The sequence below is a fragment of the Streptomyces sp. NPDC007863 genome (assembly GCF_040633895.1).
Taxonomy (GTDB): Bacteria; Actinomycetota; Actinomycetes; order Streptomycetales; family Streptomycetaceae; genus Streptomyces.
On record NZ_JBEYEI010000023.1, the window covers coordinates 1 to 21,111 of the forward strand.

Consider the following 21,111-nt stretch of genomic DNA (forward strand, 5'->3'; position numbering starts at 1 on the left):
CGCGGCCTCACCGACGAAGACTTCACCATCCTCGATCAATGGCTACGGGCCACTTGCGGCCCCCCACGTTGATCCACAGAAATTGACAATTGCTCCTCAAGGACGGCCCTACGGATGATCCGGCCCATGTCGCAGGACCGATTCCGCTCAATATGTTGCGAGGGGATGCGCGTCGGCGACTGCGCACGGCACGGGACTACCTGAAGCTCGCGCAGGAGCACGAGGCCGAGGGCAGGCCGCTCAGCGCGCAATGGGCGCTCAGCCGTGTCCTCCCTGAGATCGTCCCTGACGTGGATGCTACCGATGAGGAACAGGAAAGGATCCGTGCACCGTTCAGTGCCACAGCGGCGATCGGCCCCGGATTGGCCTACGGAGTGACGTCCACCCGGGCATGGGCTCCTTGAGGTGAGCCGCTGGTACGGGAGCGAGCCGGTGTGGTGGGCCCCGCTCGAACGAGATGCCAGGCTTCGCTTCGGCTCTGACCTGGCGCACCGCTACGGCGACGGCCGGTTGACCTATCGTCTCTCCGGCCTCGATGTCGTCGGCGAAACGGATCCTGTCCTGGTCACCGTCAGCTTCTACGCTGATCCGTGGTACGACACGTACGGGCAGCAGCCTCAGGACTTCCCCCGGGTCCACGCCAAGCCGGGTGCAGCGTCCAAGCATCGTTATGCCACGGACGATGCGCTCTGCCTGTGGTACCCGTACGACCCCGAGGAGCGCCGGTGGACCAGCGAGAAGGGTCTCCTCGACCTTATTGGGATCGTTGAGAGGCACCTCTTTCTGGAACACTGTTGGCGCCGCACAGGCGGGCATGCCGGCGGTGATTGGATCGTTGAGGACGCACCACATGGCCTTCCGGAGGATCGCGATTGGTCCAGGATCGGTTCCTCTCGACCACGGCGCAGGCGGGCAGTTGGTCATGGGTTCAGACAACGGCCCTGATCGTGCCCGTCATCGCGCTGCTGGGCGTCTACGTCACGTACACCCTCAACCAGCGTGCAGCCCGTCGGGAGCGACGAGCAAAAACGTTCGCCGAAGCGCTGACCGCGGTGGAGGAGTACCTGGAGATGCCGTACCGGATACGGCGGCGCCCCGACTCACCCGACGCCCGGAGGGAACTCACCGACCAAGTCAGTTTCCTCCTCGCCCGCATGGCCTTCCATCACGCATGGCTTCAGATCGAGGCGTCCGCGGTCGCCGAGCCCTACGCGGCCCTGGTGTCGGCAGCTCGTTCTGAAGCCGGCATGCACATGAGTGAGGCGTGGACGCAGCCGCCGATTCAGAGTGACGACGGCATGAACCTGGGGCAGGCGTATGCCCGAGATCGGTCTGCCGCCGCGCGTGCTGTGTGCATCGAAGCCATGAAGGCCAACCTCTGACGGTGTCCTTCTGTCGTCGGGGCGTCCGTGCAAGGAAGCTGTTGCTATAGCTGCGGGATGATCTCTCAATAGATCTTCTGCTGTTCCAGCCACTTGAAGACCTCGGTCCTTTTGTACAGAACCTTGGCGTTCTTGCCTCGGCCGAGCTTGTACCCCTTCAAGCCCAGCTTCGACGCTTCCCTGTAGACCCAGCTCGTCGACATGCTCAGCATCACGGCGACCTCGGAAGTCTCCATGAGGATGGGCTCGACGGGTGGGCGCCGTCGCGGGTGGGTGGTGTCGAAAGACTGCGGTTCCATGACTGAGACGACTCCTTCGAGGCTGGGCTGAGCGCGATCACGGTGCCGAATTGCTCTGTCCTCTGGCGGGTTCCCATGTCGTTGCCGACCGCCGTGCGGAACTGGCAGAGCCATCGGTCTGGCTAGGCCATGGTCACGAGAAGAGCCGGTTTTGCTCAGCCGGAGATTGCTGCTAAACGGCCGCGCTGTTTGTGGCTTCCGGAGGCGGCGAGTCCTCGCGCTCACGCGGATCGTGTGTCGCCGTGCCGCGAGAGTGACGGTGGTCACGAGGGCTTCTGCGGGTGCACTGCGTAGGCTTACGAGGCCGTCGCGGCGGATCCGGGGCATGCGCATGCAGTCCCTCGGGATCGCCTGATGGTGAGTCAGAAAAGTCAGCAAGTGGTCAGCATCAGTCCTGAAAAACCTGGGGAATGCTGCCCGAACTTGCGACTCGTTGTAAGGTGTGGAAACAGCCCTTGACCTGCAAAAACGCAGGCAGGGAGCCTATGTCCAGGAGTACCTCGATGATACGAACGATATTCAAGTCCAAGATCCACCGCGCCACCGTCACCCAGGCCGACCTGCACTACGTGGGTTCCGTCACCGTGGACGCCGATCTGCTCGACGCCGCCGACCTGCTGCCCGGTGAGCTCGTGCACATCGTGGACATCACCAACGGGGCCCGGCTCGAGACCTATGTCATCGAGGGCGAGCGGGGGTCCGGTGTCATCGGGATCAACGGCGCGGCCGCCCATCTGGTCCACCCCGGGGACCTGGTGATCCTCATCAGTTACGCCCAGATGGACGACGCCGAGGCCCGGGCGTTCGTGCCGCGCGTCGTGCACGTCGACGGTGCGAACCGCATCGTGGAGCTGGGTGCCGACGCCTCGGCGCCCGTGCCCGGCAGCGACACGGTGCGTCCGCCGCACGCGGTGCCGGCGTCCGTCTGACCCGAGGGAGCGCGGCGCATGGCCGAGCGGCAGCAGGTGGAACCGGAGATCCGTGACGTCCCGGAGCGGGGCCGCCTGGAGGCGTACGCCGACGGCGTCTTCGCCGGGGTGATCGTCTACTTCACGCTCGACGAGGAGCCGCACGCCCTCGTCGCCGTCCACACGGTCGTCGACGCGGACCACGAGGGGCGGGGGATCGCGGGCGCGCTCGTCCGCGAGTTCTACGCCATGGCCGCCCGCCGGGGCGTCCCCGTCGTGCCGCTCTGCCCGTACGCCGCCAAGTGGGCCCGGCGGCACCCCGAGGAGGCCCCGCCGGTCTCCGCGGAGGTGACCCGCGCCGCCCAGCGGCAGCTGGCCGCCACGCCCGGGCTGTGGTGAAGCGGCTCCTCGCGGTGTCACCCTGGTAGAGAGGGGGAGACCGCGGGGGGCCGTCGACCGGGAGGTCCGTCATGACCCATCCGTATCCCGACCCGCTGCCGCCCTCGCCGATCCCGCCGCCGCAGCCCGGGCCTCCGCCGGTGCCGCCGCCGAACCCCGTCCCCGTGCCGCCCGAGCCGGCCCCGCCCGGGCCGCCGCAGCCCGGCGGGCCGGTGCCGCCGCCCGAGCCGCAGCCCCAGCCGGGCCCCGCCGGACAGCACGGGCCGCCAACGGACCGGTGACACAAGGGAGTCGACCCCGGCGGACTTCCGCGACCGGCTTGTCACACAGCGTGCGACCCCCGTAACTTGGATCGCTGTCGCTGTGTTCTAGGGGGGCCCATGGCCGTACGCGGACGTCACCGCCGCCACCAGCCGAGCCGGATCAACCGCGCCTCGCTCACCGTCACCGCCGGAGGGGCCGGCATCGCCCTGCCCCTCGTCGGCGCGGGCGCCGCGCAGGCCGCCTCGCTCGACGTCTGGGAGAAGGTCGCCAGGTGCGAATCCTCCTCCAACTGGCGGATCAACACCGGGAACGGCTACTTCGGCGGCCTCCAGTTCAGCCAGTCCACCTGGGTCGCCTACGGCGGGCGCGAGTTCGCCCCCCGCGCCGACCTCGCCTCCAAGGACCAGCAGATCGCCGTCGCCGAGCGGGTCCTCAAGGGCCAGGGCCCCGGCGCCTGGCCCGCCTGCGGGCCCGACGCGGGACTCCGGCGCGGCGGCCCCGCGCCGGACGCGTCCGGCGGCGGCAACGACGTACGGACCACCGCGCTGCCCGGGCAGCGCGCCTTACCGCGGGAAGCCGCCGCGAAGCCCGGTCCGACGACCGTCCCCACCGTCCGCGAGATGTACACCGTCACGCCCGGCGACTCGCTCTCCGAGATCGCCCGCGACGAACGGGTGCGCGGCGGCTGGCAGCGCCTGTACGAGATCAACCGCAAGGTCGTCGGCGACGACCCCGACCTGATCCTGCCCGGCCAGCGCCTCACCCTGCGGATCGCAGCCCCGGCCCGCCCCGCGCCCGCCCCGGCCCCCGCCGCGCCGAGCGCCCGTCCGAGCTCCCCGCAGGCGCCGCCCACCCTGAAGCCGCCCGCGCCCCCGAAGCCCCCCGCCGCCCAGGCGCCCGCCACCAAGCCCCCGGCCGTCGCCCCCGCCGGCCACCGGCCCGGCGCGCGGCCCACCGCGGAGGCGCAGACCAAGCCCCAGACCAAGCCCCAGCAGAAGCCCCAGGCCAAGCCCGCGCCGAAGCCCCAGCAGCAGGTCAAGCCGAAGCCGCAGCCCCAGGCCAAGCCCCAGGCGAAGCCGAAGCCCAAGCCGACGCAGCAGAGCAGGCCCGCGCCCGCCGCCCCCCGCGAGGACCGTTACTCCGCCCCGGTCTCGGCCGACGTCGGCACCCGCTACGGCAAGCCCGGCTCGTCCTGGTCCAGCGGCTACCACACCGGCGTCGACTTCCCGGTGCCCACGGGCACCACCGTCAAGGCCGTCTCCGACGGGCGGATCGTCTCCGCCGGATGGGCCGGCGCGTACGGCTACCAGATCGTCGTCCGCCACGACGACGGCCGCTACAGCCAGTACGCCCACCTCTCCGCCGTCTCCGTCCGCGAGGGGCAGCGGGTCACCGGCGGTCAGCGGATCGGGCGCTCAGGATCGACCGGCAACAGCTCGGGACCGCACCTCCACTTCGAGGTGCGGACGGGTCCCGGGTACGGCTCCGACATCGACCCCCTCGCCTACCTCAGGGCGCGCGGCGTCTCCATCTGACGCCGAGGGCCCGTCCCCGCCGGGGCGGGCCAGCCGGTCGAGGGTCAGCTCGACGAGTCCGCCCGCCGCGACCGCGCCGCAGACCAGCGCGGCGACGGTGCCGGCCGCCCCGTACCGGAAGCCCTCGCCGAAGAGCGTGAGGCCGACGGTGGCGGCCACCACGGGGTTGACGACGGTGACCGTGGCGAGCGGCGCGGCGAGCCCGGCGCCCCGGTACGAGGCCTGCGACAGCAGCAGACCGGTGACCGCGAGCGCCGACAGCACCAGCGCGGAGCCCCACTCGGCGAGCGGGGCGTCCGGCGACCACTCCTCGGCGACGGCCTTGGTGAAGACCGACGCCACCCCGAAGGCCACGCCGGCCGCGGCCGCCAGCGCGACCCCGCGCAGCGCCGAGCGGCCCACGAGCCGTGCCAGGACGAAGAGCGCCGCGACCGCCGCGAAGGTGGCCCCGGCGAGCAGCCAGCGCTCGCCGCCGTCGGGGGTGCGGCCCTCGCCGCCGTCCGTCACGCTGAGCAGCCCCGCCAGGCCCGCCGTCGCCATCAGCGCCCCGTGCCAGGCCCGCCGCCCCGCCGGGCGCCGGACGAACAGGGCGGCCATCGGCAGCGCGAAGACGATGGTGAGGGCGCCCAGCGGCTGCACCACGCTGAGCGGCCCGTACGCGAGGGCGACCACGTGCAGGGCCGCGCCCAGGCCGTTGAGCAGGACGGCGCCCCACCAGACCGGATTGCGCAGCGGCGCGTAGGTCGGCCCGGAGGCGGCCGCGGCGACCCGCTCCTGCACGATCGCCGCGCCCGCGTACGCCACCGCGGAGACCAGTGACAGGACGACGGACAGCACGAGGGGACTCATACCCTCCACGATCGCTCTCCGGGCCGTTCCCGTCGTCAGACCAGGGAACGCCTTCACCGGTACCGCCGACGCAGTACGCGACCGTCCCGTACAACCGGAGTCGTACGCCACCGCAGGTCACATGGGGTCCAAACGGGACAAGACGGCTGCGGGAAGCGGTACCGGCGCGGCCCGCACGCGCGTACGAGAGCCACATCCCGAGCCAGTCGCCGTCCCGGCCGGTCCACTTTGGCCCGTAAGATCCCCGGCCCGGCGTTGGATACGGTGGCTCCGCACCGCCGGGCCCGCCGGCGGCGGACTCCGAGGGGGAGCGGTGGATCCCGAGACGAGCGGCACGGTGCTGGGTGGCTTCTTCGCCCTGCGGACCGTCCCGCCGCCCACCGGCGGCGACCACCGTCCGCTGGCCCGCCTCTACGACGGCGACGGGCTCGGCGACGGCCCCCTGCACGCGCGCGTGGACCGGGTCGCCGCCCGGCTCGGGGCGCCCGAGCGGAGGGTCGCCGCGTCCATCGCGCACCTCGGGCTCGCCGCCCGCCTGTGGTCGACCGCGCTCGGCCCTGCCGCCCTCAGCGGCCGCTTCCCGGTCCTCGACCCGGCCGAGCTGCGCTGGGACCCGGCGCTCACCGCACCGGACGACCTGTGGTGGGCCGGCGCCGGCACCCGCCCCGCCACCGTCGACGCGCTCCGCGAGGCCGTCCAGGAGACGCACCTCGTCCCGCTGCACGCGGCCCTCGCCCGCGACGGGCGGATCTCGCCCCGGCTGCTGTGGGGCAACGCGGGCTCCGCGCTCGCCGGCGCCCTGCGCGAGGTGATCCGCTGGTCCCGCGCCCACGACCGGCCCGAGGCGGCCTCCCGGGCCGCCGAGCTCGTCCAGGGGCTCCTCGACCACCCGGACCTCGCCGGCACCCTGCGCGGCCCCGCCCTGCGCCGCACCACCTGCTGCCTCTACTACCGCGCCACCCCCGGAGGCCTCTGCGGCGACTGTGTGTTCGACCACGCCCCGCGAACGGGTTTGGAGCGGCGGCCCCCGGCTCCGTAAAGTTGCCTCTTCGGAACCCCCCGGCGGCATCCCGCCCGCGAGCGATCGAGGAACGACGAAGGCCATGACGGTGACTGAAGAAACCCAGGAGTACGGGCCGGGCATCGACCCCGAGCGCCTGGCCGTCTGCCTGAGCGTGCTCGACGAGCTGGAGAAGATCGACGTCGACCACCCCGACGCGATCGCCGTCCGCCGCGCCACCGCCGGCATCTACCGCACGGTCAAGCAGCGCCGCCGCCAGGAGCGCCGGGCCTCCAAGACCGCCCACGACCGGGCCGTCACCGAGGCGACCGCGACCGGTTCCGCCCAGCGCATCGACGACGAGACCGAGGGCATCCTGCCCTCCTCGGTCACCGAGGCCGGCCGGATCGCGGGCATACTCCAGCGCCCCCGGTCCTGCTACACCTGCAAGACCCGGTACGTCGAGGTCGACTACTTCTACCACCAGCTCTGCCAGGACTGCGCGGCCCTGAACCGCTCCAAGCGGGACATCCGCGCCGACCTCACCGGCAAGCGCGCCCTGCTCACCGGCGGCCGCGCCAAGATCGGCATGTACATCGCGCTGCGGCTGCTCCGCGACGGCGCGCACACCACGATCACCACCCGCTTCCCCAAGGACGCCATCCGCCGCTTCAAGGCGATGGAGGACTCGGCGGAGTGGATCCACCGCCTGGAGGTCGTCGGCATCGACCTGCGCGACCCGGCCCAGGCCGTGGCCCTCGCCGAGCAGGTCGCCGCGGCCGGCCCGCTGGACATCCTGATCAACAACGCCACGCAGACCGTGCGCCGGCTGCCGTCCGCGTACGCCGCCCTGGTCGACGGCGAGACCGCGCCGCTCCCGGCCGGCGAGCTGCCCGCCCACCACGTCATCGGCGCCTTCAACTCCGGCGCGGTCGACGGCCTCGCCGCGCTCCCCGTCGGCACCAGCGGCCTCGACGCCCAGAAGGTCGCCGACCTCGCGCTCGTCGCGGGCAACGCCAGCCTGGAGCAGTACCAGGCGGGCACCGCGATCGACGCCGGCGGCCTGCTGCCGGACGTGGTGGAGTCCAACACCTGGGTGCAGACCATCGACCAGATCTCCCCGGTGGAGCTCCTGGAGACCCAGCTCTGCAACTACACCTCGCCGTTCATCCTGATCAGCGCGCTGCGCCCGTCGATGGCCAAGGCCGCGGCGCAGGCCGCGAGCGGCCGGGCGTACGTCGTGAACGTCTCCGCCATGGAGGGCGTCTTCTCCCGCGGCTACAAGGGCGCCGGGCACCCGAACACCAACGCCGCGAAGGCCGCCATGAACATGGTGACCCGGACCAGCGCCCAGGAGATGTTCGAGGCCGACAAGATCCTCATGACCTCGGTCGACACCGGCTGGATCACCGACGAGCGCCCGCACTTCGAGAAGCTGCGCCTCGCCGAGGCGGGCTTCCACGCCCCGCTGGACCTGGTCGACGGCGCCGCCCGCGTCTACGACCCGGTGGTCCGCGGCGAGGCGGGCGAGGACCTGTACGGCGTGTTCATGAAGGACTACGCCCCCGGCAAGTGGTAGCCCCCACCCTCTGACGACCGCCGTTTCAAGAGCGCCCTTCCCGCCGGGAAGGGCGCTCTTTCGGTCTCCGTCACCCGATTGCGTCACACTTTGGAGCCCGGTAGAGCGCATGCCCGCTCATTTGGTTACTCTGATGCCCACCGACGGCCACCGGAGCGACACACCGCTCCACGGCCGTCCAGGGGACTGGCCACCCACCTCGGCCGCGGCCCCGCCCCAGACCGGCGCCACCGCGACCGAACGGTCCTCCGTCCCCGACCTGACGCGACACAAAGGAGTGCGCGGTGACACCCGAAACCACGAAGCAGGAACCCCGGCCGTCGGAACCTTCCGAACGGCAGCGGCGCAACGGCGAGCTGGGCAGCCTCGAAGTGTGGGCCCGCTCGGCCCCGATCCGCCTCGCGGGCTACGAGGACGACCTCGCCGAGCCCCACATCCTGCCGGGCATCGACTGATCGAAGCCCCGGCGCCGGCGTACGGCGTCGCCCCCGGGGCCGTACCGCCACGGCCCGTGCGGCTCCGGTGCCCCCGGCCCTCCCGGCCGGGGGCACCGCCGCGTCCGGCTCACCCCCGCAGCCGGACCGGCGGCAGGTACTCCCGCAGCAGCCGCCGCTGCCACCAGTCGCCGCTCGCCCGCAGCTCGCTCCAGGTGGAGAAGCGGTACCGGTAGAGCAGCGCGCGGACGTGCACCGGCGGGGCGTCCGGGAAGGGGTTGTGCCCGAGCAGCCGCAGGGTGTCCCGGTCCCCCGCGAGCAGCCGCTCCACGAAGGGCCCGAACCACTCGCGGGCGTAGCCGGGCGAGAGCGCCGCGAACCACATCAGCCAGTCGAGCCGCAGGTGGTAGGGCGCGAACTGGCGCGGCCACCGGCCGGGATCGCCCGGCTTCCCCTTGAAGCCGTACGCGCGCCACTCCGTGTCCGGGCCGGGCACCTCGTCGCTCGTGCCCTCCACCACGATCTCGTCGCGGACACGGCCCACCGTGCCGAAGGCGCCGTACGTGTTGACCAGGTGGAAGGGGTCGTACGAGCGGTTCATGGCCTGGTCGTGGGAGAGGAGGTTGCGGACCGGGCGGTAGCTGCGGACCAGGACCATGGCAGTGAGGGCGAGGACCAGGGCCGCGTACCAGAGCGGCGGGTCGGGGCGCGGGTGGTCGCCGGTGAGCGCGGAGAGGTCCAGGGCGGAGGCGGCGAGGACGATCGTCAGCCAGTTGAGCCAGGCGAAGTTGCCGGAGAGGACCAGCCACAGCTGGGTGGCGATCATCAGGCCGGCCGCGACCGAGGCCACCGGCTGCGGGGTGAAGAGCAGGAACGGCACGCCGAGCTGGACGACGTGGTTGGCGGCGACCTCGACGCGGTGCAGGGGGCGGGGAAGCCGGTGGAAGAACCAGCTCAGCGGGCCGGGCATCGGCTGGGTCTCGTGGTGGTGGTAGAGGCAGGTGAGGTTCCGCCAGCAGGCGTCGCCGCGGATCTTGATGAGCCCGGCGCCGAACTCGACGCGGAAGAGCAGCCAGCGCAGCAGCAGGAGGACGAGGAGGGGCGGGGCGACGTCGTCGTTGCCGAGGAAGACCGCGAGGAAACCGGCCTCCAGGAGCAGCGACTCCCAGCCGAAGGAGTACCAGGTCTGGCCGACGTTCACGATCGACAGGTAGAGCCCCCAGAGCACCAGCCACAGCGGCATCGCGACGGCCAGCGGCACCGCGTCCCCCGCCCCTGCGGCCATCGCCGCCGCGAGCCCGGCCCCCGACCACGCGACCGCGGCGAAGAGCCGGTCCGAGTAGCGCCAGTGGAAGAGCGAGGGGGAGCGGAGCGGGGTGGTCCGGCGCAGGAACGCCGGTACGGGAAGCATGCCGCGCTCCCCGATGAGCGCCCGGAACTGGAGCGCGGCCGACAGGAAGGCCACGCAGTACAGCACCGCCAGGCCGCGCTGGAAGACGGTCCGGCCCATCCACAGCTCGGGCGCGTTGAACCACTCCATCGCCTCCAGTATCAGCCCGCGGCGACGAGCCGGCGGAGGACGCGGCCGAGCCGGCGGGCGTAGGCGCGCTGGAGGCGCGGGACGAGCGGGCCGGCGAGCCGGGTGTACCAGGCGGCGGGCCGGCTGAAGGCGGTCACCGTGAAGCGGACCGTGCCGTCGGGTTCGAGCTCCACGAGGAAGGCCTCCTCGCCGCTCTCCGGATGCCCGGTGAGGGTGCCGTACGCGAACCCCGCCCGGTGCTCCTCCGCGGGGAGCCAGACGACCTCGCAGGGGACCGCGTAGGCGAGCGGGCCGAGGCCGAGGGCGACCTCCACGGTGACGCCGGGGGCGGCGCGGCCGGCCGTGGAGCGGACGCGGGCGCCGCTGGCGCGGTGCATCCGCCAGGTGGTGACGGCCTCGGCGGCGGCCCGGAAGTCGGCGGGGCCGTGGCCGACGGCCGCGCTGTGGCGCAGGTGGTGGTAGCCGGCCGGGAGGGCGTCGGGGGTGCGGGTGGCACCCGCCTCCGGGTAGCTGAGGACGCGGCGCGGGGTGAGGTCGCCGAGGATGCGGCTCATGCCGGGAGCTCCGTTCGCGGGAGAGGGGCGGGGCGGCGGTGTCCGGCGGCGCGGAGCCGGCGGTGGGCGAGCAGGGCGCAGACGGCGAAGCCGAGCGCGTTGCCCAGGCCGTGGGTGGCGGCCATCCAGGTCAGGGTGGGGTGCGGAAGGCCGGTCGCCTCGCCCAGCGCCCACCAGAGCGCGAGCGCCATGGTGGCGGCCAGGACGAGGGCCGAGACGCCGAGCAGGGTCCGGGTGGCGCGGTCGGCGGCGAGCCCGCGCCGCTCCCGCAGGGTCAGCACCGAGACGGCGGCCATGCCGACGGTGAGGACGACCGCGCCGGCCAGCTCGGCCCAGTCGTCCACGAAGTAGCCGATCAGGACGAGCAGGGTGCCGGCGGGCACGCTGAGCGCGGCGGTCGTGGCCAGGGCCCCGCCGCCGGACGTCCGGCAGAGCAGTCCGGCGACCAGGGCGGCGGCGAAGCCGGCGAAGTGGAAGTGCGGCACGGTCAGCGCGAGGAGGTCGAGCTCGAAGCCGAAGAGCGGGTACGAGGCCCGCTCGGCGACGAGCGCGAGACCGGCGACGGACGGCGAGACGAGGGCCGTGAGCACCGCGAGCTCGGCGGGGCGGAGCGAGCGGAGCGAGAGGCGGGCCCTCCCGGCCGGCGACCGGGGGAGGAGGAGCGCGAGGCGGGCCGGGGCCTGGAGCGCCAGCGCCAGGGTGGCCAGGGCGTAGCAGGCCGCGAGCGCGGTCGCCGGGCCCGAGCGGGGGAGCCAGAGCGAGACCGCGCCGGGCAGGGCGAGGAGCGGCCAGGCCCGGCGCAGTGGCTCCCAGCCGGGCGGCCGGGGCCCCTCGACGAGGCCGAGCCCGGTCGGTACGACCCAGAGCATCCCGACCGTCACGACCGGGACCACGAAGGCCGACAGCGCGGTCATGGCGCCCACCCCCTGACTTGAACGTGTTCAACGGTGTCGGGACCGAGCGTAGGGCTTCCCTTGAACGTGTTCAAGTCCGGGGTGGGGGTCTCCGGGGCGCCCGGTCGGACGCGCTCCGCTTGCCGCCCGTCACCGACTGCGACAGAACGGGAGGAACCCAACCGTGACGACCGGGAGAAGCAACGTGCGCCCCACACAGCGCCGGACGCGGAGCCACCCCGCCGTCCGCCCCGCCCCCGGAGCCGCCCGCACCCAGGGCCGCACCGCCCTCGCCGCGACGCTCGGCGCCGCCGCCCTGTTCCTCGCCGGGTGCTCCGCCGGGGAACCCGGAAGCGCCATGGGCCGCGCCGCCCTCGGCGCCGGGGACGAGGTGCACCTCCAGCCGGTCGCCGCCCAGGGCCCCGACCCCTTCACCTCCTCCACCGCGCGCGGCGCCGGACTGCGCGCCCTGCAGGAGGACGCCGACCCCGGGGCCCAGCCCGTCAGCGCCCCCGGCATCCGCGAGGTCACCGGCTCCGCCCCCGGCCTCTACGGCGGCACCCGCGCCGAGTCCAGCTGCGACGTCGAGCAGCAGGTCGCCTACCTCGCCGCCGAACCCGCCAAGCTCCGGGCCTTCGCCGAGGCCGCCGGCATCCCCGAGGGCGGCGTCGCCGACTGGCTCCGCGAGCTCACCCCCGTCCTGCTGCGCGCCGACACCCGCGTCACCAACCACGGCTTCCGCGACGGCCGCGCCGCCGCCTTCCAGTCCGTCCTCCAGGCCGGCACCGCCGTCCTCGTCGACCCCTACGGGGCCCCGCGCGTCCGCTGCGCCTGCGGCAACCCGCTCCGTTCGCCCGTCAGCGTCCCCGGCGCCGTCCACCACGGCGACCCCTGGTCCGGCTTCGACCCCGACCGCGTGATCATCGTCAAACCCACCACCGCCGTCGTCACCAGCCTCGTCATCGTCAACGTCTCCGACGACAGCTGGATCGAGCGGAAGGCGGGCAGCGACGGCGACCAGGACCGCAAGCCCGACACCGTCCCCGACTGCGACCCCGACACCTGCGCCCTCAGCGACCCCGTCACCCCCGACACCGACCCCGGGACCGGTACCGGCGACCCCGACGCGCCCGCCGCCCCGAAGACCCCCACCGAGCGCCCCGCCGCCCCGAAGACGCCCGAAGCCCCCGTCGTACCGGAGACGCCGAGCGCGCCCGACACCCCCGCCGTGCCGGACACGCCCGCGGCGCCCGACCCGACGGTCCCGGACGCGCCCTCGGAGCCGTACGCCGACCCGTACGCCCCGGCCGACCCGTACGAGGAGCCGCCGGCGGACCCGTACACGGACCCCTCGGCGGACCCGTACCAGGACCCCTACCAGGACCCGTACACCGACCCGTACAACGACCCGTACGCGGACCCCTACGCGGACCCGGACACCGCCCCCGACGGCCAGGTCCCCGACGAGCCCGAGCCGACCACCTTCCCCGGCTGAAAGATCTTCGTGGTGCGCGAGGAACCCGCCGGCCCTAGCGTGGCCCCCATGAGTGTGGGCAGCGGGGGAGCGGACACGGAACAGGACACGGCGGCGGACACGGCGGCGGACACGGCGGCGGACACGGCGGCGGCGCCGATCCTCAGCGCGTTCGGAGCCGCCTTCCGCATGGGCGGCTTCGACTGGGACCTGGTCACCGGCCACATGGAGATGGACGAGGCCGCCCTCGACGTCTTCGACTTCGACCCCGACGAGTACGACGGCCGCCCCGAGACCCTCGGCAGCCGCGTCCTGCCCGACGAGGGCCGTCAGCTCGACACCCTCGTCGCCCAGGCACTCAAGGACGGCAGCGACCAGTACGGGGCGTACTTCCGCATCCGCCGCCGCGACGGCTCCCACCAGTGGACCCACACCCAGGGACTCGTCCACCGCGACCCCGACGGCCGCCCCGTACGGATCATCGGCGTCATCAGGGACGCCACCCACGAACTCACCGAGTCCGCCGCCCGCCTCGGCCTCGACGAGGGCCGCAGACGCCGCGCCGGGGTCGTCGAGGGCACCACCGCCGCCCTCGCCTACGCCCGGACCGTCCAGGACGTCATCGACCTCCTCAACGACTCGCACGCCCTGGAGCACTTCGGCGCCGCCAGCCTCGTCGTGGGCCTCCTGGAGGCCGGCCGCATCCACCTCGTCGCCGAGGGGCCCGACGGCGCGTTCGTCCCCGGCACCCGCTTCACCCGGGTGGACGAGCCCTACCCGATGAGCGAGGTGATCCGCACCCTGCGGCCCCGCTTCATCGACACCGCCGAGGACTTCGCCGCCTCCTTCCCGGTCCTCTGGCCGCACATCAGCGGCCTCGGCATCACCGCCGCCGCCTACCTCCCGCTCATCGCCCAGGCCCGCCCCATCGGCGCCCTCGGCCTGCTCTACAGCGACCGCACCGGCTTCAGCGAGGACGAGCGGACCCTCCTCGTCGCCCTCGGCAGCAGCATCGCCCAGAGCCTCCAGCGGGCCATGCTGTACGAGCAGGAGCACGACCTCGCCGAAGGGCTCCAGCAGGCGATGCTGCCCCGCCGGATCCCCGACGTGCCCGGCGCCCAGATAGCCGTCCGCTACCGCTCCGCCCGCCTCGGCCGGGACATCGGCGGCGACTGGTACGACATCATCCCGCTCCCCGGCGGCCGGGTCGGCGCCGTCATCGGCGACGTCCAGGGCCACGACACCCACGCCGCCGCCGTCATGGGCCAGCTCCGGATCGTGCTGCGCGCCTACGCCGCCGAGGGCCACACCCCCGCCACCGTCATGGCCCGGGCCTCCGTCTTCCTCCACGAACTCGACACCGAACGCTTCGCCACCTGCACCTACGCCGAGGCCGACCCGGCCACCGGCGTCGTCCAGGTCGTCCGCGCCGGGCACGTCGACCCGCTGGTCCGCGAGCCCGACGGCTCCTGTCGCCGCGTCCCCGTCGAGGGCGGGCTCCCGCTCGGCCTCTCCGCCGAGTTCGGCCGGCTCGACTACCCCGTCACCACCCTGGAACTCGACCCCGGCCAGACCCTGATGCTCTACACCGACGGGCTCGTCGAGAAGCCCGGCGCCGACCTCGACGAGGGCCTCGAATGGCTCTCCTCCCTCGTCCGGCACGGCCCCGCCGACCTCCAGCAGCTCGCCGACCTGCTCTGCGACGTCGTCGCCGAGCGCGGCGGCGAGGACGACGTCGCCATCCTGCTGCTGCGCCGCCTCGGCGCGTACGCGCCCAGCGGCGGCCGCTTCCGCCAGCACGTCGCCCAGAGCGACCCCGAGGCGCTCAGCGCCGCCCGCCACATGATCCGGGCCGCCGTCCGCGCCTGGGGCGCCGGCTCCCGCGCCGACGAGATCGAACTCGTCGCCGACGAGCTCATGACCAACGCCCTGATGCACACCGACGGCGGCGCCATCATCACCCTGCGGATCCTGCCCGGCGCCGAACGGCGGCTGCGCGTCGAGGTCGAGGACCGCTCCAGCGCCCTGCCCCGCCGCCGCGAGGCCGGCGAGGCCGGGGTCTCCGGCCGAGGCCTCCTCCTCGTCGACCAGCTCTCCGACAGCTGGGGCGTGGAGTCCCGCGGCGGCGGCAAGTGCGTCTGGTGCGAGTTCGCGGTGACGGACTGACCCGGTTCGGCGCGGTCCGGCACGGCGCGGTGCCGTTTGGCCCGGTCCGGCCCTGCCCTGCCCTGCCCTGCCAGGCCCGGTCCGCCGCGCGACGCCCGCGCCCGTGCGGCAGGGTGGTGGCATGCCCGAACTGCCCGAGGTGGAAGCGCTCCGCGAGTTCCTCGGCGAGCACCTGGTCGGCAAGGAGTTCGCCCGCGTCCTGCCCGTCGCGATCAGCGTCCTCAAGACGTACGACCCGCCGCTCGGCGCGCTCGACGGCGCCGAGGTCACGGGTGTCGGCCGGCACGGCAAGTGGCTCGACATCACCGCCGCCACCGACAGCGGGCCGCTCCACCTCGTCGTCCACCTCGCCCGGGCCGGCTGGCTGCGCTGGCAGGACCCGCTGCCCTCGGGGCCGCCGAAGCCCGGCAAGGGGCCGCTCGCCCTGCGGGCCGCGCTCACCGGCGGCGACGGCTTCGACCTCACCGAGGCCGGCACCACCAAACGCCTCGCCGTCCACCTCGTCCACGACCCGCACGAGGTCCCCGGCGTCGCCCGCCTCGGCCCCGACCCCCTCGCCGACGGCTTCGGCCCCGAGGACCTCGCCGCCCTCCTCACCGGCGAACGCCGCCAGATCAAGGGCGCCCTGCGCGACCAGAGCCTGATCGCCGGCATCGGCAACGCCTACAGCGACGAGATCCTGCACGCCGCCAGGATGTCCCCCTTCAAGCCCACCGCCACGCTCACCCCCGACGACGTCACCACCCTCTACGAGGCCCTGCGGACCACCCTCCGCGACGCCGTCGCCCGCTCCCACGGCCTCGCCGCCGGCAGGCTGAAGGCCGAGAAGAAGAGCGGCCTGCGCGTCCACGGCCGCACCGGCGAACCCTGCCCCGTCTGCGGCGACACCATCCGCGAGGTCAGCTTCGCCGACTCCTCCCTGCAGTACTGCCCCACCTGCCAGACCGGCGGGAAGGTCCTCGCCGACCGCCGCATGTCCCGGCTGCTCAAGTAGGCTCCCGCGCATGCTGCGCGTACTGGCCGTCGACGACGAGGAACCCGCCCTCGGGGAGCTGCTCTACCTGCTGCGCGCCGACCCCCGGGTCAGGACCGCCGAGGGGGCCGGGGACGCCACGGCGGCGCTGCGCCGGATCGGGCGCGCGCTCGACTCCGGGCCGGACGGCGAGGAGACCATCGACGTCGTCTTCCTCGACATCCACATGCCGGGCCTCACCGGGCTCGACGTGGCCCGGCTGCTCGCCGGCTTCGCCCGGCCGCCGCTCGTCGTCTTCGTCACCGCCCACGAGGGCTTCGCGCTCCAGGCCTTCGACCTCAAGGCCGTCGACTACGTGCTCAAGCCGGTCCGGCGCGAGCGGCTCGCGGAGGCCGTCCGGCGGGTCCACGAGCTGGTCCACGCCGGCGCCGCGCCCGCCCCGGCCCCCGCGCCCGAGCAGATCCCGGTCGAACTCGGCGGCGTCACCCGCTTCGTCTCCGTCGACGACATCGCCTACGTCGAGGCCCACGGCGACTACGCCCGCCTCCACACCGACCAGGGCAGCCACCTCGTCCGCATCCCGCTCTCCACCCTGGAGGAGCGCTGGGCCGACCGCGGCTTCGTCCGCATCCACCGCAGTCACCTCGTCGCCCTCGGCCGCGTCGACGAGCTCCGCCTCGACGGCGGCGCCACCTCCGTCCGGGTCGGCTCCACCGACCTCGCCGTCAGCCGCCGGCACGCCCGCCACCTCCGTGACCTGCTGATGCGCCGGGCCGGCGGCTGACCGGAAACCCCTACCGGCGCCCGGCCCCGTCTGCCTACACTCCACGGGCCCACCCGCCGTCAGAGAGCGAAGCCGATGCCGGAGCACCCCCAGCCGCGCCGGCCGCGGCGCGAGACCGTCACCCACGCCTCCGCCCTCGGCGACCGGCCCGCGCCCCGGCTGCGGCCCCGGGCGCCGCACCCGCCCGCCCGCTCCGAGATCGACGAACAGACCACCCTCGGCCACACCTACGTGCGCTCCCTGATGCGCAGCCAGCTCCGCGCCGCGCTCACCGCGCTCGGCGCGCTCGCCCTGCTCGTCGGCACCCTCCCGCTGCTGCTCGCGCTGCCCGCCCCCGAGGCCCTGGTGTGGGCGGCGCTCGGCGTCGGCGTCTACCCGGTCGTCTGGGCGGTCGCCCACTGGTACGTCCGCAGGGCCGAGCGCAACGAGCGCGACTTCACCGGCCTCGTCGAGCGCTGAGACCGGTGGACCGTCCCGCATGAACCAGACCTACGCGGTCGCCGCCGTCACCGCCGTCGTCCTCGCCACCGTCCTCATCGGCGCCCTCGGCCTGCGCGTCTCCCGCACCACCTCCGACTTCTACGTCGCGTCCCGCACCGCGGGGCCCCGGCTCAACGCCGCGGCCATCAGCGGCGAGTACCTCTCCGCCGCCTCCTTCCTCGGCATCGCCGGACTCGTCCTCGTCCAGGGCCCGGCCATGCTCTGGTACCCGGTCGGCTACACCGCCGGCTACCTGGTGCTCCTCGTCCTCGTCGCCGCCCCGCTGCGCCGCTCCGGGGCGTACACGCTCTCCGACTTCGCCGAGGCCCGGCTGGAGTCCCCGCAGGTCAGACGGCTCGCCAGCCTCTTCGTCGTGGGCATCGGCTGGCTGTACCTGCTGCCGCAGCTCCAGGGCGCCGGGCTCACCCTGGAGATCCTCACCGGTGCCCCCGACTGGTTCGGCGGCCTCCTCGTCGCCCTCGTCGTCACCTGTACGGTCGCCGCGGGCGGCATGCGCAGCATCACCTTCGTGCAGGCCTTCCAGTACTGGCTGAAACTGACCGCCCTGCTGGTCCCGGCCTTCTTCCTGGTCGCCGCCTGGTTCGGGGACGGGGCGCCCCGGGCCCGCTTCGACGCGCCGGCCGTGCTCCGCGAGCACACCGTCGTCCGGGTCGCCGACACCGTGCGCATCGGGCTCGACGCCCCGCTGACCCTCACCGTCACCGGCACGGTGGACTCCGTCCGGTACGAGGAGCGGGCCGTCACCCTCGCGCCGGGCACCCACCACGTCGGCGGCGGCACGGTCCTCGCCCTCGCGCCGGGCAGCGGCCTCCCCGAACGCCGGGCCGAGGGGGCCGACCCCCTCGGCTGGTCGCAGCCGCTGGCCGGCGGCCACGACGGGCACCAGCTGTACGCCACGTACGGGCTGATCCTCGCCACCTTCCTCGGCACCATGGGCCTGCCGCACGTCGCCGTCCGCTTCTACACCAGCCCGAACGGACGGGCCGCCCGCCGCACCACCCTCGTCGTCCTCGTCCTCATCGGCGGCTTCTACCTGCTGCCCGCGCTCTACGGGGCGCTCGGCCGGATCTACGCCCCCGAGCTCGCGCTCACCGGCTCGGCCGACGCCGCCGTGCTCGTCCTGCCCGACCGGATCCTCGGCGGCGCGCTCGGCGACGTCCTCGGGGCCTTCCTCGCCGGCGGTGCCTTCGCCGCCTTCCTGTCCACCGCGTCGGGACTCACCATGTCCGTCGCCGGCGTCCTCGCCCAGGACGTGCTGCCCTCCCGCGCGGTCCGGCACTTCCGGCTCGCGACGCCGCTCGCCACCGCCGTCCCGCTCGCCGTCGGCGTCGCCGCCTCCAAGGTGCCGGTCGCGGACGCCGTCGGGCTCGCCTTCGCCGTCTCCGCCTCCTCCTTCTGCCCGCTCCTCGTCCTCGGCATCTGGTGGCGGCGGCTCACCCCGCCCGGCGCCGCCGCCGGGCTCGTCCTCGGCGGCGGCTCCGCGCTCGCCGCCGTGATGGCGACCCGCGCCGGACTCGCCCCGGACGGCTGGCCGCACACCCTGATGGCCTGGCCCGCCGTCTGGTCCGTCCCCCTCGGCTTCCTCACCATGGTCCTCGTCTCGCTCGCCACCCCGCGCAGCGTCCCGCCCGGCACCGCCGCCACCCTCGCCAGGCTCCACCTGCCCGAGCGTTTCACCGCCCCCGTACCCGCCCAGGAGGCACGCCGGTGAGCGGCATCGCGTGGGCCGCGGCGAGCGCCGCAGGCGCCGTCCTCCTCGCCGCCGGGGTCGTCCTCGGCCGGCTCACCGCCCGGCGCGGCGCCCGCGCCGCCGACCCCGACCTCGGCACCCCCGTCGAACGGGCCACCTTCCACACCCTGCACACCGCCTCGCTCGCCGCGCCGCCGCTGCGCGCCGGACTCACCGAGGAGACCGCGCACCGGGCGGCCCGCCCGCTGCGCTCGCTCCTCGGCACCGAGGCCCTCTGCCTCACCGACGGCACGGCCGTCCTCGCCTGGGACGGGCCCGGCGAGGAACACCACCACGCGGGCGTGCCCGACCTGGCCGCCGCGACCCTGGAGACCGGCCGCAGCCGCTCCGCGCCCACCGGCTGCGCCGAGCCCGGCTGCGAGCTGCGCTGGGCGGTGACCGCCCCGCTGACCGGCGAGGAGGGCGTGCTCGGCGCGCTCGTCGCCTACGGCTCCCGGGAGTCGGCGGTGCTCGTCCGGGCCGCGACGGAGGTGGCCCGCTGGGTCTCGGTCCAGCTGGAGCTCGCCGAGCTGGACCGCTCCCGCACCCGGATGGTGGAGGCCGAGATCCGCGCGCTGCGCGCCCAGATCTCCCCGCACTTCATCTTCAACTCCCTCGCCGCCATCGCCTCGTTCGTCCGCACGGACCCCGAGCGGGCCCGCGATCTCCTCCTGGAGTTCGCGGACTTCACCCGCTACTCCTTCCGCCGGCACGGCGACTTCGCCCAGCTCGCCGACGAACTGCGGGCGATCGAGCAGTACTTGGCGCTCGCCGGGGCGCGCTTCGGCGACCGGCTCAAGGTGACGCTCCAGATCGCCCCCGAGGTGCTGCCGGTCGCCCTGCCCTTCCTCTGCCTCCAGCCGCTGGTGGAGAACGCGGTCAAGCACGGCCTGACGGACCGGGAGCGGGGCTGCCGCGTCACCATCGCCGCGCGGGACGCCGGCGCCGAGGCGGTGGTGACCGTCGAGGACGACGGGGTCGGCATGGACCCCGAACGGCTGCGGGCGGTGCTGCGCGGCGAGCATCCCAGCGGCTCCGGCATCGGCCTGTGCAACGTCGACGAGCGGCTGCGGCAGGTGTACGGGCCGGAGTACGGCCTCGTCATCGAGACCGGTGTCGGTGCCGGCATGAAGGTGACGGCGCGCTTCCCCAAGTACCGCTCCGGCGTGCACCCTTCGCCGCCGGGCTGACCGGATCAGGCGAGCCAGAGGGCGAGATGGGCGAGCGGCAGGCCCAACTGCCAGGCGGGCAGCCAGGTCCGGGCCGTCTCGTCGACCAGCAGGGCGGGTCCCGGTCCGGGCGCGCCGTCCAGGTCGGCGGCGTGCACCCAGGTCTCCCGCAGCGCCGTCCAGGCGCCGCGGGCGAGCGCCAGGTCCGCTCCGTCGGGGTCCTCGTCCGCCTCGGCGGCGAGCCGTTCCTCCACCCACTCCGGCCAGCCGGCCTCGTGGGCGGTGTGCCGGAGCCAGGCGTCGGCCGCGGGCTCCCCGGACAGATGGACCGTCAGGGCCAGCGCCCGCAGCGCGGCGCGGTGCTCCAGCGAGCCGGGCTCGGCGAGGCCGGCCGCGGTCAGGTACTGGTCGGCCAGGTACTCGGCGCACAGCCAGGCCATCGGAACGGCGAGGCTCCCGCCGTTCCTGCGGCCGGCGCCGTTCGTGCTCTCGGGCGGCAACGCTCCCACCTTCTCCCGGACGTCGGGGACCCGCGGTTTCCGGGACCCCGAGCAGAGCTTCCTCCGCCCGGGGCGTCCGCGTGGACCGCTTTGCTCAACTCGCCGGTGTGGTTTCGGATACGTTCCCGGGCCGGATCGGTGCCACGGAGGCCGGTGGTGCGGGAGGGGCGTTTGGGGTG

Annotated in this window: 20 protein-coding genes; 14 read left to right on the forward strand and 6 right to left on the reverse strand. The window is 74.2% G+C overall.

All coding sequences use genetic code 11. The annotated features are described in order from the left end of the window. Positions 1-872: 872 nt before the first annotated feature. Complete coding sequence (locus ABZ621_RS30655) at positions 873-1,382, forward strand: hypothetical protein (protein ID WP_360609694.1); 510 nt, start codon at positions 873-875, stop codon at positions 1,380-1,382. Between the two features lie 65 nt (positions 1,383-1,447). Here ABZ621_RS30655 and ABZ621_RS30660 read toward each other — a convergent pair whose 3' ends face one another. Next, a complete protein-coding gene (locus ABZ621_RS30660) occupies positions 1,448-1,681 on the reverse strand; it encodes a helix-turn-helix domain-containing protein (protein WP_360609695.1) in 234 nt (77 codons plus the stop codon). 503 nt (positions 1,682-2,184) lie between these two features. Here ABZ621_RS30660 and panD point away from each other — a divergent pair. The 3 genes from panD to ABZ621_RS30675 all read left to right on the forward strand — a co-directional run bounded on the left by panD (position 2,185) and on the right by ABZ621_RS30675 (position 4,787). Beyond that, positions 2,185-2,610: an aspartate 1-decarboxylase gene (gene panD, locus ABZ621_RS30665; protein ID WP_169091533.1), complete on the forward strand. Its 426-nt coding sequence runs from the start codon at positions 2,185-2,187 to the stop codon at positions 2,608-2,610. A gap of 18 nt (positions 2,611-2,628) precedes the next feature. After that, positions 2,629-2,988 carry a GNAT family N-acetyltransferase gene (locus ABZ621_RS30670; protein WP_360609696.1) on the forward strand — a complete coding sequence of 120 codons (360 nt, stop codon included), beginning with the start codon at positions 2,629-2,631 and terminating at the stop codon, positions 2,986-2,988. A gap of 380 nt (positions 2,989-3,368) precedes the next feature. Next, positions 3,369-4,787, forward strand: a complete 1,419-nt coding sequence (locus tag ABZ621_RS30675) for a transglycosylase family protein (RefSeq protein ID WP_360609697.1) — start codon at positions 3,369-3,371, stop codon at positions 4,785-4,787. On the opposite strand, the gene ABZ621_RS30680 is transcribed toward ABZ621_RS30675, so the two are convergent. Then, positions 4,668-5,636, reverse strand: coding sequence for a DMT family transporter (locus tag ABZ621_RS30680; protein WP_360609698.1), 969 nt, complete (start codon positions 5,634-5,636; stop codon positions 4,668-4,670). The genes ABZ621_RS30675 and ABZ621_RS30680 overlap by 120 nt on opposite strands. A gap of 313 nt (positions 5,637-5,949) precedes the next feature. Between ABZ621_RS30680 and ABZ621_RS30685 the strand changes: the two genes are divergently transcribed. From ABZ621_RS30685 to ABZ621_RS30695, 3 genes are all read left to right on the forward strand, one after another. Beyond that, positions 5,950-6,675, forward strand: a complete 726-nt coding sequence (locus tag ABZ621_RS30685; RefSeq protein ID WP_360609699.1) for an IucA/IucC family C-terminal-domain containing protein — start codon at positions 5,950-5,952, stop codon at positions 6,673-6,675. 64 nt (positions 6,676-6,739) lie between these two features. Beyond that, positions 6,740-8,215 (forward strand): SDR family NAD(P)-dependent oxidoreductase, encoded by a 1,476-nt coding sequence (locus ABZ621_RS30690; protein WP_360609700.1) that lies wholly within the window; start codon positions 6,740-6,742, stop codon positions 8,213-8,215. Between the two features lie 284 nt (positions 8,216-8,499). Further along, positions 8,500-8,670 (forward strand): hypothetical protein, encoded by a 171-nt coding sequence (locus ABZ621_RS30695; RefSeq protein WP_360609701.1) that lies wholly within the window; start codon positions 8,500-8,502, stop codon positions 8,668-8,670. Between the two features lie 109 nt (positions 8,671-8,779). Here ABZ621_RS30695 and ABZ621_RS30700 read toward each other — a convergent pair whose 3' ends face one another. From ABZ621_RS30700 to ABZ621_RS30710, 3 genes are read right to left on the reverse strand one after another with little or no spacing between them, the layout of a single operon-like run. Beyond that, the gene (locus tag ABZ621_RS30700) at positions 8,780-10,189 is read right to left on the reverse strand and encodes a lipase maturation factor family protein (protein WP_360609702.1); all 1,410 of its coding nucleotides are present in this window, start codon (positions 10,187-10,189) and stop codon (positions 8,780-8,782) included. Positions 10,190-10,200: 11 nt separating this feature from the next. After that, complete coding sequence (locus ABZ621_RS30705; protein ID WP_360609703.1) at positions 10,201-10,743, reverse strand: DUF1990 domain-containing protein; 543 nt, start codon at positions 10,741-10,743, stop codon at positions 10,201-10,203. Further along, on the reverse strand, positions 10,740-11,657 hold the full coding sequence (locus tag ABZ621_RS30710) for a YndJ family protein (RefSeq protein ID WP_360609704.1): 918 nt from the start codon (positions 11,655-11,657) through the stop codon (positions 10,740-10,742). The genes ABZ621_RS30705 and ABZ621_RS30710 overlap by 4 nt, the downstream gene beginning before the upstream one ends. Positions 11,658-11,820: 163 nt before the next feature. Between ABZ621_RS30710 and ABZ621_RS30715 the strand changes: the two genes are divergently transcribed. The 7 genes from ABZ621_RS30715 (at position 11,821) to ABZ621_RS30745 (ending at position 20,453) form a co-directional block, all read left to right on the forward strand. Continuing rightward, positions 11,821-13,131, forward strand: a complete 1,311-nt coding sequence (locus ABZ621_RS30715; RefSeq protein ID WP_360609705.1) for a DUF6777 domain-containing protein — start codon at positions 11,821-11,823, stop codon at positions 13,129-13,131. A gap of 168 nt (positions 13,132-13,299) precedes the next feature. Next, positions 13,300-15,276, forward strand: coding sequence for a SpoIIE family protein phosphatase (locus ABZ621_RS30720; RefSeq protein ID WP_360609817.1), 1,977 nt, complete (start codon positions 13,300-13,302; stop codon positions 15,274-15,276). Between the two features lie 121 nt (positions 15,277-15,397). Continuing rightward, entirely contained in the window at positions 15,398-16,270 is an 873-nt protein-coding gene (locus ABZ621_RS30725) for a DNA-formamidopyrimidine glycosylase family protein (protein WP_360609706.1), read from the forward strand. Between the two features lie 10 nt (positions 16,271-16,280). After that, positions 16,281-17,033, forward strand: a complete 753-nt coding sequence (locus tag ABZ621_RS30730) for a LytTR family DNA-binding domain-containing protein (protein WP_360609707.1) — start codon at positions 16,281-16,283, stop codon at positions 17,031-17,033. 75 nt (positions 17,034-17,108) lie between these two features. Then, entirely contained in the window at positions 17,109-17,492 is a 384-nt protein-coding gene (locus tag ABZ621_RS30735) for a hypothetical protein (protein ID WP_360609708.1), read from the forward strand. A gap of 19 nt (positions 17,493-17,511) precedes the next feature. Next, a complete protein-coding gene (locus ABZ621_RS30740; protein WP_360609709.1) occupies positions 17,512-19,245 on the forward strand; it encodes a cation acetate symporter in 1,734 nt (577 codons plus the stop codon). Further along, positions 19,242-20,453 (forward strand): histidine kinase, encoded by a 1,212-nt coding sequence (locus ABZ621_RS30745; RefSeq protein ID WP_360609710.1) that lies wholly within the window; start codon positions 19,242-19,244, stop codon positions 20,451-20,453. Before ABZ621_RS30740 ends, ABZ621_RS30745 begins: the two co-directional genes overlap by 4 nt. 5 nt (positions 20,454-20,458) lie before the next feature. Here ABZ621_RS30745 and ABZ621_RS30750 read toward each other — a convergent pair whose 3' ends face one another. Continuing rightward, positions 20,459-20,932, reverse strand: a complete 474-nt coding sequence (locus ABZ621_RS30750; RefSeq protein ID WP_360609711.1) for a hypothetical protein — start codon at positions 20,930-20,932, stop codon at positions 20,459-20,461. Positions 20,933-21,111: the final 179 nt, after the last annotated feature.